This window comes from Streptomyces sp. SCSIO 30461 (assembly GCF_037023745.1).
Lineage (GTDB): Bacteria > Actinomycetota > Actinomycetes > Streptomycetales > Streptomycetaceae > Streptomyces.
In genome coordinates, this window is sequence record NZ_CP146101.1 from 6647638 (window position 1) to 6662691 (window position 15054).

At 71.2% G+C, this 15054-nt stretch carries 12 protein-coding genes; 6 read left to right on the forward strand and 6 right to left on the reverse strand.

Going from position 1 to position 15054, the window contains the following annotated elements; translation table 11 throughout:
- Nucleotides 1-52 precede the first annotated feature (52 nt).
- From V1460_RS29865 to V1460_RS29890, 6 genes are all read left to right on the forward strand, one after another.
- Nucleotides 53-1393, forward strand: coding sequence for a hypothetical protein (locus V1460_RS29865; protein ID WP_338676705.1), 1341 nt, complete (start codon nt 53-55; stop codon nt 1391-1393).
- A complete protein-coding gene (locus tag V1460_RS29870) occupies nt 1390-4146 on the forward strand; it encodes a tetratricopeptide repeat protein (RefSeq protein ID WP_338676706.1) in 2757 nt (918 codons plus the stop codon). Before V1460_RS29865 ends, V1460_RS29870 begins: the two co-directional genes overlap by 4 nt.
- A gap of 12 nt (nt 4147-4158) precedes the next feature.
- The gene (locus tag V1460_RS29875; protein WP_338676707.1) at nt 4159-5475 is read left to right on the forward strand and encodes a protein phosphatase 2C domain-containing protein; all 1317 of its coding nucleotides are present in this window, start codon (nt 4159-4161) and stop codon (nt 5473-5475) included.
- A 121-nt stretch (nt 5476-5596) separates the two neighbouring features.
- Nucleotides 5597-6979, forward strand: a complete 1383-nt coding sequence (locus tag V1460_RS29880) for a VWA domain-containing protein (RefSeq protein WP_338676708.1) — start codon at nt 5597-5599, stop codon at nt 6977-6979.
- 73 nt (nt 6980-7052) lie between these two features.
- Nucleotides 7053-8204, forward strand: a complete 1152-nt coding sequence (locus V1460_RS29885; protein ID WP_338676709.1) for an FHA domain-containing protein — start codon at nt 7053-7055, stop codon at nt 8202-8204.
- Between the two features lie 111 nt (nt 8205-8315).
- A complete protein-coding gene (locus tag V1460_RS29890) occupies nt 8316-8720 on the forward strand; it encodes a globin (protein WP_338676710.1) in 405 nt (134 codons plus the stop codon).
- On the opposite strand, the gene solA is transcribed toward V1460_RS29890, so the two are convergent.
- The 6 genes from solA to V1460_RS29920 all read right to left on the reverse strand — a co-directional run bounded on the left by solA (nt 8704) and on the right by V1460_RS29920 (nt 15036).
- Nucleotides 8704-9855: an N-methyl-L-tryptophan oxidase gene (gene solA / locus V1460_RS29895; RefSeq protein WP_338676711.1), complete on the reverse strand. Its 1152-nt coding sequence runs from the start codon at nt 9853-9855 to the stop codon at nt 8704-8706. The genes V1460_RS29890 and solA overlap by 17 nt on opposite strands.
- Nucleotides 9856-9923: 68 nt before the next feature.
- Nucleotides 9924-10646 carry a hypothetical protein gene (locus tag V1460_RS29900; protein ID WP_338676712.1) on the reverse strand — a complete coding sequence of 241 codons (723 nt, stop codon included), beginning with the start codon at nt 10644-10646 and terminating at the stop codon, nt 9924-9926.
- Nucleotides 10643-11071, reverse strand: a complete 429-nt coding sequence (locus V1460_RS29905) for a thioesterase family protein (protein ID WP_338676713.1) — start codon at nt 11069-11071, stop codon at nt 10643-10645. The genes V1460_RS29900 and V1460_RS29905 overlap by 4 nt, the downstream gene beginning before the upstream one ends.
- Nucleotides 11072-11086: 15 nt before the next feature.
- Nucleotides 11087-12751 (reverse strand): energy-dependent translational throttle protein EttA, encoded by a 1665-nt coding sequence (ettA, locus tag V1460_RS29910; protein WP_338676714.1) that lies wholly within the window; start codon nt 12749-12751, stop codon nt 11087-11089.
- 155 nt (nt 12752-12906) lie between these two features.
- Nucleotides 12907-14337 (reverse strand): Cys-Gln thioester bond-forming surface protein, encoded by a 1431-nt coding sequence (locus tag V1460_RS29915; RefSeq protein WP_338676715.1) that lies wholly within the window; start codon nt 14335-14337, stop codon nt 12907-12909.
- A gap of 213 nt (nt 14338-14550) precedes the next feature.
- Nucleotides 14551-15036, reverse strand: a complete 486-nt coding sequence (locus tag V1460_RS29920; protein WP_338676716.1) for a single-stranded DNA-binding protein — start codon at nt 15034-15036, stop codon at nt 14551-14553.
- Nucleotides 15037-15054 lie beyond the last annotated feature (18 nt).

Consider the following 15054-nt stretch of genomic DNA (forward strand, 5'->3'; position numbering starts at 1 on the left):
TGGCGAGCCCGGGCAGACGACGAGCGCGAGCAGACGAGCGGAGAAGTGATCGATGGGCGTCACGGGAGCCTCCCCCGGACGGGCGGGGGAACACCCGAGTCCGGTCATGGACCGGGACGAGGTGGACCGTGCGCTGGCGCGGCTCGGAGAGGAGCACGAGGCGATCGAGACCTCACTGCTCGCCCTCCAGGACCATGCGGGCCGCCGGCTGCTGGAAGGCGCGGAGCTCACGGGCGTCACCAAGGACCGCTGGGCATCGGCGGAACAGGCGATCACCCTGCTCTGGAGCTACTTCGACGCCTACTCCGCGGCGCTGACCGCCGCGCGTGAGCTGCGGGCCCGGCGCCGCTGGCCGAGCCGTGAGGACCTGGTCGCCCTCACCGACCGGCTGCGCGGCCCGAGCGTCACCGTCACGAGCCCTGCCGTGCACTCCTCCCCATCGATCACCGGACCGGCCAAGCTCGCGGAGCGGTTCTCCCTGGAGGACCTGGTGAGGCGGATGAACCAGCTGTACGCCCGCTCGCTGGACATGGTCGTCGCCGCCGACGCGGTCTGGTCCGCGCTGCCCGCGCGGATCGACCTGCTCTCCGCCGAGCTCCAGCGCACCCGCTCCCTCGCGCACTCCGTCGGAGTGCGGCCCGGTGAGCACCCCGCGGGGGACGAGCTGGAGTCGATCACGCACGAGCTGTCGGCGCTGCGCGGGCAGGTGGTGTCCGACCCGCTGGCGTTCTGGTCGCCCGCGCCGATGAGCTCGGCCCCCGGCGGCGGCAGGCCGGACACCGACCGCTACGACCGGGCGGCGCGCGCGCTGGAGGACATCCGCCGCGAGATCGAGGCCGTGCTCGCGGTACGGCAGGACTCGGAGGAACGGCTGCTCCGGCTGCGGGACGTGCTCTCCCGTGCGGACCGCACCCTCGCTGAGGCCCGGGCGGCACGAGGCGAGGTGCTGGCGAAGATCGCGGCGTCGGAGGTCCCCGCCGTCAGCGGCCCTCCGACCGCCCTCCAGGAGCGCCTCGCCGCGGCTGCCGATTACCGGCGCCACGCCCAGTGGCACCGGTTGTCGCCCCTGCTGGAATCCCTTGAGCGCGAAGCGGAGGACGAACTACTCAGGGCCCGCGAGTCGTTGACGGCCGTGACCGCTCCGCTCGCGGTCCGCGCGGAGCTCCGGGGGCGGCTCGACGCCTACCGTGCCAAGGTGGCCCGCCACGGCATGGCGGAGGACTCACTGCTGATCGAGCGCTATGACGTGGCGCGCCGCATGCTGTGGAGCGCGCCCTGCGATCTGCGCGCAGCCGAGGAGGCGGTGCTGCGCTATCAGCGGGCGGCTGCCGACGTACTGGTCCCGCAGCAGCCGGGACCGCATGACCGCTCCGGCCACCAGGGGGAATCATGAGTGCGACGGTCGGGTGCGAGCGCCCCGGATGCGGGGGCGCGTACGAGGACATGGGCGGCGGCGAACTCTACTGCGACACCTGCGGACTCGCCCCGGCCGCCCTGGCGGCGGGGAGAGCGCCCGGGAGCACGGGGCACACGGGGAGCACAGCCGCCGGCTCGTCCGCCGCGGCGCCCGATGGCCCGTACCGTGGTCCGTCCGCCGGCCCGGGTGCCTGTCAGCGGCCGGGCTGCGGGGGCGCGTACGAGGACATGGGCGGCGGCGAACTCTACTGCGACACCTGCGGACTCGCCCCGGTCGTCTCGGCCGCCGGCGCCCTGTCCTCGCCGCCCACCGGGGTGGCGGTGCCCGCCCGCGGAAGCGGCGGCACGGGTTCGGCGCCGCTGACCGGCGGCTCGCGGTCGGCTGCCTCGCGCTCGTCCCGTTCTTCGACCTCCCGCTCATCCCGTTCCTCGACCTCCCGCAGGTCGGTCTCGGGACGGCTGTCGCGCCAGCTGTCCGGACGCAGCACGGGCCGTTCGGTGTCGGTGCGAAGCTCCGGTTCCTCCTCGTCCTCGTCAGGCCGGGGACGGCTCGGCGCGGGACTCGTCGCCGTACCGGAAGTACCGCGTCCCGACCCGCGTTCCGCGGTCATGCAGAACCCGGAAGTGCCAGAGCGGAAGCGTTTCTGCAGCCGGAGCGAGTGCGGCGCTCCGGTCGGCCGGGCACGGGGCGACCGGCCGGGACGCACGGAGGGCTTCTGCACCAAGTGCGGCCATCCGTACTCGTTCGTGCCCAAGCTGCGCGCCGGGGACATCGTCCACGGCCAGTACGAGGTGATCGGTTGCCTGGCCCACGGCGGCCTCGGCTGGGTCTATCTGGCCATAGACCGTGCCGTGTCCGACCGCTGGGTTGTCCTCAAGGGCCTGCTGGACACCGGTGACCAGGACGCGATGGCCGCCGCGATCTCCGAGCGCCGCTTCCTCGCGGAGATCGAGCACTCGAACATCGTGCGCATCTACAACTTCGTCGAGCACCTCGACCCGCGCACGGGCTCGCTCGACGGCTACATCGTGATGGAGTACGTCGGCGGCAAGTCGCTCAAGGAGATCGCCAACGAACGCCGGGCGCCCGACGGCAGACGTGATCCGCTGCCGGTCGAGCAGGCCTGCGCGTACGGGATCGAGGCCCTTGAGGCGCTGGGCCATCTGCACAGCCGCAATCTGCTGTACTGCGACTTCAAGGTCGACAACGCCATCCAGACCGAGGACCAGCTCAAGCTGATCGACATGGGAGCGGTCCGCAGGATGGACGACGACGAGTCCGCGATCTACGGCACGGTCGGGTACCAGGCACCCGAGGTCGCCGAGCTGGGGCCTTCGGTCGCCTCGGACCTCTACACGGTGGCCCGGGCTCTCGCTGTGCTGACGTTCGACTTCCAGGGCTACACCAACGTGTTCGTGGACGCTCTTCCCGATCCGGAGCACATCGAGGTGTTCCGGCGGTACGAGTCCTTCTACCGGCTGCTGGTCCGGGCGACCGACCCGGATCCGGCCCGCCGGTTCGCCTCGGCCCAGGAAATGGCGGACCAGCTGACGGGTGTGCTCCGGGAGGTCGTGGCCCTTCAGACAGGACGTCCCCGGCCGGCGCTCTCCACGCTGTTCGGTCCGGAACTCCGGGTGACGGACAGCGACTTGTTCATGGAGGACGACGGCGAGGTGTCGGCGCTCGGGGCTCGTCCGACGAAGCGCAAGGGCTTCGCGGGCGTCCGGACCACAGGCGGCGCAGAGGCAGTGGGCGCGCCGGACACGCGGCCCCGGTCTCCGGCCCGGGCGGCGTCCGAACCGGCCCTGAACCCGGTGGAGACCCGGGCCGCCGCACTGGCACTGCCGGTGCCCCGGGTCGATCCGGGCGACCCGAACGCGGGCTTCCTCGCCGGTCTCGCGGCCTCCGCACCCACCGAACTGATATCCGCTCTCAGCGCCGCGCCGAGCGGCTCCATCGAACTGCGCCTACGTGAGCTGCGGGCGCTGCTGGAGATGGGTGAGCTCGACTCCGTGCAGTCCGCGCTCGCCGGTCTCGAGGCCCACCACCCCGATGACTGGCGGGTGGTCTGGTGCCGCGGTGTCGCGGCGCTGGCGACCGGCGACGACGAGACGGCGGCGCTGTCCTTCGACGCGGTCTACGACGCCTTCCCCGGCGAAGCCGCCCCCAAGCTGGCCCTCGGCGTGTGCGCCGAGGTGCTGGGGCAGCTCGACAACGCCGCGGAGTACTACCGGCTGGTGTGGACGGCGGACCCCGGCTTCGTGAGCGCGGCGTTCGGTCTGGCGCGGGTACAGCTCGCTGCCGGTGACCGCGCCGGCGCCGTACGCACCCTGGAGTCGGTGCCCGAGGCGTCGATCCACTACACGGCCGCGCGGGTCGCCGCCGTACGGGCCCGGCTGCGCAGAAGGGCCGCCGGGGAGCCCCTGATCGACGAACTGACGGCCGCCGCCGACCAGGTCGGGGCACTGGGCGGGTTCGGTCTGGACGCCGTGCGCCGCGAAAGGTTGTCCACAGAGGTACTGGGGACGGCGCTGGACTGGGTACTCTCCGGTAGTCCCGGGGCGCGGCCCACCGCGACCGTCCTGCTCGGAAGTGCACTGGACGAGCGTGGACTGCGCTTCGGCCTTGAACGCTCGTTCCGGGTGCTCGCCCGGCTCGCCCAGCACGGCGAGGAGCGCATGGAACTGGTGGAACGGGCCAACCGTTTCCGCCCTCGGACGTGGGTGTGAGTGAGGGACCGCATGCACCAGCTCTCGGCTTGCCCCGGCTGCGCAGAGCCTCTTGAATCGACCGACCTGTTCTGCGGTGCCTGCGGGTACGACCTGTCGGCCGTACCCGCGACGCCCCCGGACCGCCCCACGCTTGCCATCGGCTCCGCAGGACCCTGGCCGGGCGCCTCGGAGCGGTACGGAGCGGGCGCACCGGCACTGGCCCGGCAGCGGCCTGACATCGACACGGGCGGCCGTCCGCTGCCGGCGACCGCCGTGCGGTACGACGGCCCCGACGCCGCGCTGGAGCCGGGTCCGTTCCCGGCGCCGTCCCCGGCGGCGAACACCTTCGCGGCCTCGGGTGACTTCGAGCTGGCCGCACCCGATCCGCGTACCGCGTCGGCGCCCGCCGCTGCAGCACCGGAGGGCAAGGTCTGTGTGGCCTGCCGCGCGGGGCGCGTCGACACCGACGGCTACTGCGAGCACTGCGGTCACGCCCAGCCCCGTGAGCGCGACCACATGGAACAGGGGCTCGGCGACACCGTGGCCGCGGTGAGCGACCGCGGGCTGCGCCACCACCGCAACGAGGACGCGTTCGCCGTGTCGTCGACGGCGCTGGGCGACGGTACCCCGGCTGTCGTGGCGATCGTGTGCGACGGAGTGTCGTCGGCGACCCGGCCGGACGACGCGTCCGCCGCAGCCGCCGACGCGGCCAGTGAGTCGCTGCTCGCGGCGCTGCCCCGCGGTGTGCACCCGCAGCAGGCGATGCACGAAGCGATCGTCGCGGCGGCCGAGGCGGTCAACTCGCTGGCCGCCGAACCGTCCGGGGCGATGGAGCACGATCCGCACCGGCACCAGAACGCCCCCGCGTGCACGCTGGTCGGCGCCGTCGCCGCGGCGGGACTGCTGGTCGTGGGCTGGGTAGGCGACAGCCGGGTCTACTGGGTGCCGGACGACCGCGATATGCCCCCGGCCAGGCTGACGGAGGACGACTCCTGGGCGGCTCAGATGGTGGCGACGGGTCTGATGAACGAGGCCGAGGCGTACGCGGACGAGCGCGCCCACGCCATCACCGGGTGGCTCGGCGCCGACGCGTACGAGCTGGAGCCGCACACCGCCGCGTTCAAGCCGGACCGCCCGGGTGTGGTCGTGGTGTGCACGGACGGACTGTGGAACTACGCGGAGGCAGCGGAGGACATGGCGCTCGCGCTGCCGGCCGACGCGGTCGGCCGACCGCTGGCGGCAGCGCGGGCGCTCGTCGGGCACGCCCTCGACGGGGGCGGCCACGACAACGTAACAGTGGCCGTCATGCCGTTCACGGTGCCCGGCGCGGGGGCAGGATCGGCCTGAACGGGGGGCTCTTACCCGTTTCCCCGTCAGGTGAGGTGCTTGCCTCGCTTGCCATGTTGTGCCGTGTCTGTTCGATCTATCTGTTCTGCCCGTTGCGCGGAACGTCAAGGAGCCAGTTCGGATGGCGAACTTCGCGAAGTCGAATGTGCCTCGGTTCTCGGTCGATGTGTACCAGAACGAGTACCTGCCGGAGGGCGGTCGTGAGGTGAACGCGATCGTCACGGTCACCTCCACCGGAGGCGGCACAAGCCGCGGTGGCGCGTTCGCCGCCGCCCCGCCGACGTCGCGGCCGGGCCGCGGCGCACCGGACCCGGGCGTTCCGGGCCCTGGCGCGACGGCCGCGGTGGTGCTGATGGTCGACTGCTCGGGATCGATGGAGTATCCGCCGACGAAGATGCGCAACGCGCGGGAAGCCACGGCCGCGGCCATCGACGCACTCCGCGACGGTACGGCCTTCGCCGTGGTCGCGGGCACCCATGTGGCGAGCGAGGTCTATCCCGGTGGTGGCCGTCTCGCGAACGCGAACGAGCAGACCCGGGCCCAGGCCAAGGAGGCGTTGCGCCGGCTGGGCGCGGGCGGCGGTACGGCGATCGGCACCTGGCTGCAGCTCGCCGACCGGCTACTGCACTCCGGCGACGCCGCGATACGCCACGGCATCCTGCTCACCGACGGCCGTAACGAGCACGAGTCACCGGATGACCTCAAGGCCGCCTTGGACGTCTGCGCCGGCCGCTTCACCTGCGACGCACGCGGGGTGGGCACCGACTGGGAGGTCAAGGAGGTCACGGCGGTCGCCTCGGCACTGCTCGGCAGCGCGGACATCGTCGCCGACCCGGCCCATCTGGCCGCCGACTTCACGCGGATGATGACGGACGCGATGGGCAAGGAGGTCGCGGATGTGGCGCTGCGGCTTTGGACTCCGGTCGGCGCGGAGATCGTCTTCGTGAAGCAGGTCGCCCCCGCGGTGGAGGACCTGACCGATCGGCGCTCCCAGTCGGGACCACGCGCCGGGGACTACCCGACCGGCTCCTGGGGCGACGAGTCCCGCGACTACCACGTGTGCGTACGGGTACCGCAGACCGGTCTCGGCCAGGAGATGCTGGCAGCCCGGGTCTCGCTGGTCCTGCCCGACCCGGCGGGCGGGACCCCGCAGGCGCTCTCCCACGGCCTGGTCCGGGCCGTGTGGACGGATGACATGGCAGCGTCCACGTCGATCAATCCGCAGGTCGCGCACTACACAGGACAGGCCGAACTGGCCCAGGCCATCCAACAGGGTCTCGATGCACGCAAATCTGGCGATATCGACGGCGCCACGGCGAAGCTGGGCCGTGCGGTGCAACTGGCGGCGGTCTCCGGGAACGAGGGCACCGCGAAGCTGCTCTCGAAGGTGGTGGACGTCGTGGATGTGGCGACCGGTACTGTGCGACTGAAAGCAAAAGTGGCCGACGCGGACGAGATGACACTCGAAACGCGCTCCACAAAGACAGTTCGCGTAAAAAAGTAGACCAAATCCGTACGCGACACATGAGTGTGTCAGGCCCTGCCGGGCCCGACGAAGGAGAGGGGGAAGCACCGACATGCCGACCTGCCCGAACGGACACCAGTCGGGTTCCGACGACTGGTGCGAGGTCTGCGGCCATCGCATGACCGGGGCCGGCGCGGTGCCGCCGCCTCCCCAGCCGCAGCCCCCCATGCCCCCACCGCCCCCTCAGGGCTACGGCTACCCGGGCCCCGACGGCCCGCCGCCCCCGCGGGCCGGGTACGGCTACCCGGGCCCCGACGCCACGGCACAGGCGGAGATCTGCCCCCAGTGCCGTACGCCGCGTGAGCCGATGGCGCCGTTCTGCGAGGAGTGCCGCTGGAACTTCCTCACGAACACCGCGACGTCGTACACCCCCGCGGCCCCGCCCGGACGCCCCGGCCCCGGTGGTCCGGTCGGCTCGGGCTACCAGACGGCGCCCCGCCACCCGGATCCGTACGAGTACCAGGACTCCCGGCCCTCCCAGCTGAACCGGCCCGCCGAACCGCTGATGAGTGAGCAGCCGGGTCCGGGCGACCGGCCGGCCGGACCGCCGGCGCCGCCCGGGTTCCCGCAGTCGGGAGCGCCGGGCGGATACCACCCGCCCGGGCCCCCGCCTCCGCCGCAGGGCTACCAGCCGCCGCCCGGGTTCCCGCAGGCCGTACCTGCGCCACCGCAGCACGGCGCGGGCGAAGACGACTGGATGCTGCCGCCGCCCTCCCAGGCCCAGCCGCCGCAGGGTCCGCAGCCGTACCAGACGCATCACCACCAGGCTCCCCACGCCCACCAGGCACCTCAGGCGCCCATGGGCTGGATCGCGGTCATCGCGCCCGACCGCGACTACTTCCTGGCGATGATGCAGCGCAGCGGCCCGGAGGCGACCGGTCTCAACCTGCCCGCGTACTCCCCTGAGCAGCAGCTTCCGCTCACCGGAGGCCAGGTCACCATCGGCCGCCGCCGGCACTCCACCGGCGAGTCACCCGACATCGACCTCGCGGTGCCCCCGGAGGACCCGGGTGTCTCGCACCAGCACGCGATCCTGGTGCAGCAGCCGGACGGGGGCTGGGCGGTGGTCGACCAGAACTCCACCAACGGCACCACGGTGAACGGCGGCGAGGACCCGATCCAGCCATACGTCCCGGTACCGCTCCAGGACGGCGATCGGGTGCACGTGGGTGCCTGGACGACGATCACCATCCGCCTCGGCTGATCCGGCCGGAGCGATCAGGCGGACGGCCCGCGGGCCGTCCGCCTCGGCGTGTTCGCCCCTCGTTGCCCCAGGGCCCGGATCGTTCCCCGGCGCGTCTGAGACCATGGCAGGGTGAATGAGATTCCGCGGGGCACGCTTCAGGAGCAGACCTTCTACGAGCAGGTCGGCGGCGAGGAGACCTTCCGCCGCCTGGTGCGGCGCTTCTACGACGGCGTCGCGGAGGATCCGCTGCTGCGCCCGATGTACCCCGAGGAGGACCTGGGCCCGGCCGAGGAGCGGCTCGCGCTCTTCCTGATGCAGTACTGGGGCGGCCCCCGCACCTACAGCGAGCACCGCGGCCACCCCAGACTGCGGATGCGCCACGCCCCGTTCACCGTCGACCAGGCCGCGCACGACGCCTGGCTGAAGCACATGCGGGCGGCGGTAGACGAACTCGGGCTCGCGCCCGAGCACGAGCGGCAGCTGTGGGACTACCTCACCTACGCTGCGGCATCGATGCTCAACACGGCGGGGTGAACCTGCCGGGCGCGAACAGCTCGACGGGGTGGGCGGTCGTGCCGGTCAGCGCCAGGTCGGCGAGGATCTCGCCGACCACGGTGACGAACTTGAAGCCGTGCCCGGAGAAGCCGCAGGCGACGGTGACGGACTCCGGATACCGCGGGTGGCGGGCGATCACGAAGTGCTCGTCGGGGGTGGTGGAGTACATACAGGTGGCTGCCCTGAGGAAGGCCCCGGGGACAGCGGGCAGCCGTGTGGCCAGCTGGTCCGCCATCGCCCGGATCTCGCCCTCGTGGACGGCGCGGTCGATGGTCTCGGGGGTGCAGACCTCGCCCTTGCGGAAGAAAGCGGCCTTGACCCCGCCCTCGGGCCCGTCGATGGCCGGGAAACCGTAGATCTGGACGCCGTCGCCGTCCTCCCAGACGAACACGGGGTGCCGGTCCGGGGTATAGGGCCCGGTGCCTGAGGTGGGCTGGAACCAGTACATCACCTGGCGCTCGACGGTGATCGGCACACCAAGGCAGGGGAGCAGGTCGGGAGCCCAGGCACCGGGGCACACCACGAGCTGTCCAGCGGTCAGGACACGCTCGGCGGTCTGCACACGTACTCCGCGGCCGTCCGCCTCCCAGCGGATGACGGGCTCCCCGAAGCACAGTTCGGCGCCGTCGCGTGCGGCCAGCTCCAGATGGGCGGAGACGGTCTCCTCGGGGCGCAGCAGTCCCGCCCGCGGCTCGTACAGCGCGGCCTCGTCCGGGCCGGGTGTGAAGGCCGGGAAACGCCGGTGGAGTTCTGCCGCGTCGAGCAGTTCGTGCGGCAGGCCCCATTGCTCGGCGGAGCGCAGCGCCCCGGCGACGGGCCTGGAATCCGGTCTGCCGATCATCACCCCACCGCAGAAGGTGGCGAGCGACCGGCCCGAGTCACGTTCGAGGCGTGCGTAGAGCTCATAGGCCCTCAGGAGCAGCGGCACGTAGTCGGCGCCCTCGAAGTAGGCCTGCCGGGTGATACGTGAACCACCGTGACTGGAGCCCTTGTCGTGCGCCGGGCCGAACTTCTCCAGGCCGATGACCCGGGCCCCCCGCACGGCCAGATGGTGGGCGGCGGCGCTGCCCATGCCACCGAGTCCGAGGACGATCACATCAGTGGCCGGCGCCATCGGCAGCTCCTCAGCACGGGTTCCGGGGGTCCCAGCCCAGAGAACGGGTTCCGGATCTTGCGTGAACCTTATGCCGAGTGCCCCGCGGTGGGGGTGACTGTCAGCCCACCGAGTCCCCCGGTACGTACGGCGATCGAACCGTAGGGGGTGCGCAGCCGCAACCAGCCGCCCGCGGCCAGCAGGGCCGCCCCGCCGGGTGCCCCCGGGGCCGCCGGCCGCAGAAACCCCAGGGACTGGGCAGCGTGCACGGCACGCAGCGGCAGTGCGGTACCGCCGAGGGTGCGTGACCAGATCTCGCGGCCGATCCGGTCCCGCTCGGTGCGGATGCGCCGCTCCGGGGGCAGCGCCTCGTCACGGGCGCGGAACTCGGCGACGGCCGCGGCGACCGCGCCGCGCATCTCGGGGACCCCGGGCAGCCCGGGGATCTCCCGCCAGCCTCCGCGCGGCGGCAGCACCCCGGCCCAGGGCGGCCCGGTGATCGCTGCCGGGACGGCGAGTGCGGAGCCCTCGATGGATTCGAGCAGTTCCCCCGCCGCCACGGTGACGTCGAGAACGGCTGCCGTGTCGGTGTCATCCCGGTCCGCCAGCCGGGCAGTGCGGATGGCCAGCACCTCGAAGGACGGCGGCCTGCCGAACACGGCGAGGCTGCCGCCCTGCCCTCCCCGGGCGCCCCCGGCCTGCATCCGGACCGCTGCCGCCCGGTCGTAGCGCAGCAGTCGGCCGAGGAAGGCGGCGAGGTCCGCCGCCTCCCTGGAATCGGCGAGCAGCAGGGTCTGCACGGGGGCCGTCATGCCGCGACCGCGTCCTCCGCGACTTCCAGGTACTCCAGGAGGAAGGATTTCTCCTCGGCGCTTATCCGCCGCGGACGTCCCGCCGCCAGGTCGAAGGGCACCACGACGGTCGAGGCCCGGACGTACACCTGCTCGGGGTCCTTGATCTCGTAGGCGATCGTCAGCGACGCCGCCCCGATCTTCTTCACCCATGACTCCACGGTGACCGGTGTGTGCCGGTGCACCAGGGGCCTCACGTAGTCGATCTCATGACGGGCCACGACGGACCCTCCCGAGAACGACGGGGAACCGTCCCCCGGGGCCAGCCGGAACATGAAGTCGATACGGGCCTCCTCCAGATAGCGGAGGAAGACCACGTTGTTGACATGCCCGAAGGCATCCATGTCGGACCAGCGCAGAGGGCACTGGTAGATATGCCGAGCCACTGACCTCGTCCTGCCTCAGCCCCGGGTGAGCTTCTTGTAGGTGGCGCGGTGCGGACGGGCCGCGTCCGGACCGAGCCGCTCGATCTTGTTCTTCTCGTAGGTCTCGAAGTTGCCCTCGAACCAGAACCACTTCGAGTCGCCCTCGTACGCCAGGATGTGCGTCGCCACCCGGTCCAGGAACCAGCGGTCGTGGGAGACGACCACGGCGCAGCCGGGGAAGTCGAGCAGCGCATTCTCCAGCGAGGAGAGAGTCTCGACGTCGAGGTCGTTGGTCGGCTCGTCGAGGAGCAGCAGGTTGCCGCCCTGCTTCAGCGTGAGCGCCAGGTTCAGTCGGTTGCGCTCACCGCCGGAGAGCACACCGGCCGGCTTCTGCTGGTCCGGGCCCTTGAAGCCGAACGCGGAGACATACGCCCGGGACGGCATCTCGACCTGGCCGACGTTGATGTAGTCCAACTCGTCGGAGACCACGGCCCACAGGGTCTTCTTGGGGTCGATGTTCTCGCGGCTCTGGTCCACGTACGAGATCTTGACGGTCTCGCCGACCTTGATCTGCCCGGAGTCCGGGGTCTCCAGACCCTGGAGCATCTTGAACAGTGTGGTCTTGCCGGCACCGTTGGGGCCGATCACACCCACGATGCCGTTGCGCGGCAGGGTGAAGGACAGATCGTCGATGAGGACCTTGTCGCCGAAGGCCTTGCTGAGGTTCTCGACCTCGACCACGACACTGCCCAGCCGGGGGCCCGGCGGGATCTGGATCTCCTCGAAGTCCAGTTTCCGGGTCTTCTCGGCCTCGGCGGCCATCTCCTCGTAACGGGCCAGACGGGCCTTGGACTTGGCCTGCCGTCCCTTCGCATTGGAGCGGACCCACTCCAGCTCTTCCTTGAGCCGCTTCTGGCGCTTGGCGTCCTTCTGACCCTCGACCTTCAGACGGGCGGCCTTGTTCTCCAGGTAGGTGGAGTAGTTGCCCTCGTAGGGGTGGGCACGGCCGCGGTCCAGCTCAAGGATCCACTGGGCCACATTGTCCAGGAAGTACCGGTCGTGGGTGATGGCGACGACGGTGCCGGCGTACTTGGCCAGGTGCTGCTCCAGCCACTGCACGGACTCGGCGTCGAGGTGGTTGGTGGGCTCGTCGAGGAGCAGCAGGTCGGGCGCCTCGAGCAGCAGCTTGCAGAGGGCGACCCGGCGCTTCTCACCGCCGGACAGGTTGGTCACGGACCAGTCGGCGGGCGGGCAGCCCAGCGCGTCCATGGCCTGCTCCAGCTGTGCGTCGAGGTCCCAGGCGTTGGCGTGGTCCAGGTCCTCCTGGAGCTTGCCCATCTCCTCCATCAGCGCGTCGGAGTAGTCCGTGGCCATCAGCTCGGCGATCTCGTTGAACCGGTCGAGCTTGCCCTTGATCCCGGCCACGCCGTCCTGGACGTTCTCCAGCACGGTCTTGCTCTCGTCCAGCGGGGGCTCCTGGAGCAGGATGCCGACGCTGTACCCGGGCGAGAGGAAGGCGTCGCCGTTCGACGGCTGCTCCAGGCCGGCCATGATCTTCAGCACGGTGGACTTACCGGCACCGTTCGGGCCGACCACACCGATCTTCGCACCGGGCAGGAAGCTCAGCGTGACGTCGTCAAGGATCACCTTGTCGCCGTGCGCCTTGCGCGTCTTGCGCATGGTGTAGATGTACTCAGCCAAGAGAAACCGTCCGGCAATATGTGAGTGGGCAGATGGATTCCATCTTGCCTGACCGCCACCCCGGGAACGAAACCCGTTCCGTCAGGGCGCGCTGGCCTGGCACTTCGCCGCTCATACGGGTAGTCGATCCGTCACTCTCCGTCGTCACGGCCGTTTCAGTCGTCGGAGGGTGCCTTCTTGCGGCGTCCCAGGACGGTCACGGCGCCGCCCACGACCACCATGGCGATCGCCACACCCGCGATGACCGGGGTGAGGCCCGACGAGCCGGTTGCGGCCAGGTTCTCACCTCCCGGGTTCGCCCCCATCAGCGCCGGGCTGGGCGCCGAGGACGGCTGGTCGGGCAGGGGGCCCGCCTGGCTGGTGGTCTTGCAGTCCAGCACGCCCTTGAAGGTCTTCGAGAAGCCACCGGGCCCGGTGATCGTGAAGTCGTACGCCCTGTCCTCGGGTAGCGGGACGGTCATGGTGCGGGTCTCACCGGGCGCGATGGAGTATTCAGAGCCCATCAGCTCGAAGGTGAACACCTCGTCACCCGTGTTTCCCGCCGTGATCGCGACACCTCCTTTGGCGCAGTCCTTCCTCGCCGACAGCGTCGGTATGGGTCCGCCCTCGGCCCAGGCCGCCGTGGCGGTCGCGGAGACCGTGGACCGGCTCGATCCGGCGAGTATCTGCGTCTGGCTCCTGGTCGCCCCGGCGAACGCACGGCCCACCGGGACCGAGGTGGTCGCCTGGACGGAGAGCGTGGCCGTGCCGTCCGCGGCACCGGGCGGTACGTCGAGATACAACCGGCCGCCGTTCACCGTGGAGTCGACGGGCCTGCCGTCCACGCCGACCACCCTGACGCCTGTGGCGACCGCGTCGGCCGGCGGGGTCACCGTGACCCTGTCGGCGTCTGTGCGGACCGTGATCGGGCCGAGCCTGCCGCCGGCCCTCCCCGATATGGCGCTCGGCTCCAGGCCGAGCGAGGCACGCGGTTCCCCGATGTCCTTCGCCTTCTTCTCCAGCCAGTCGGCGAGCTTCTCAGCCGCCGGATCGACCGCCTCGACATCGACGCCGTCCGAATAGCGCCAGATGGCGACCTGGGTGCCCGCGGCCGCGGTCCGCTCGGTCAGCGGCCCGGTGTCCGCCCGTTCTGCGAGCGCCGTGAGGTCGTCGACCTGCGGGTAGGAGTGCAGCAGGATCCACCGGATCTTGCCCGCGTTCCTGTTGGTGCCGAGTGAGGTCTGCTCCCAGGGCGTCTCCAGGTACCTGGCCTGCTCCTGGGTGGGGTTGTGGATGTCCACGCAGTAGGTCTTGAGGCTGCCGCCGCCGTCCACGGTCATCTCGAAGAGCCCGGCGGGCAGCTCCTGGGCCTGGCCTCCCTCGTACAGCACCGCGCGATCGGACACGGCCAGTCCGCCGAGGGTGGCGGCGGCGCCACTGTACTGCGGGGCTTCGTCGGCCGCAGCCGGTCCCGCGGTACCTATCGAACCCACCGCGAGCAGCCCCGACAGCAAGGCCGCGACAGCGAGCCGGACTGCTCCCCGTCTGCGCGCGGAATCGGCCGAGAGCGCGGAGAACGCCGAGGAAGCAGAGAAGGAGACCAACACAGACTTTCCCTCCGAGCGAGGCCGATCGCGTGGGATGCGTGGGGGAGGAGTGCCTCGCCAAAAGACTCAAGTGCCCCGTGAGCACTGGGAATCCTAGGGGGCAGCGCGAGTCGGTGCCCCATGATGCCTGGAGATAACCGTTCCGAATCGGAATCGTTATCGCCGCCTTCACATCCCTCGGGCGGTGATCGTCAAATCTCCTCAACCGGAAGATCAGAACGGCGCGCTGAACGTCTTCTCGGCGGACCCGTGCCTCCCGTCGGCGGAGGCGCCCCCGCCCGGTACACGCTCCCCGGGGTCCTGGCCGTCCGGACCCGTGCCGGGGTCACCGGCCGTGTCCCCTCTGAGCACCCGGCGGAACGCGGAGGTGCCCCTCGACAGGTCGTGTCCCACCGCCACCGCGTCGACATCGACGAATGTCCGCCGCTGTCCGTCTCTGTCCTCCTCCCTGATCCGCAACCTGCCCTGCACCACGAGTGGTTCACCGACGGCCACGGAGGCCGCGAGATTCTGCCCGAGGCCCCGCCAGGCCCATACGTTGTAGAAGCTGGTGGCCCCGTCGCCCCAGGAGTCGCGCTGCCGATCCCAGCGGCGCGAGGTCACCGCGAAGCGGAACCGCGCGTATCCCCCGCTCGCCGAATCCCGGTACTCCACCGCCGTCGCCACATTGCCCACCAACGTGACCATCGTCTCGTTCATACCCTGCCTCCTCTGTCC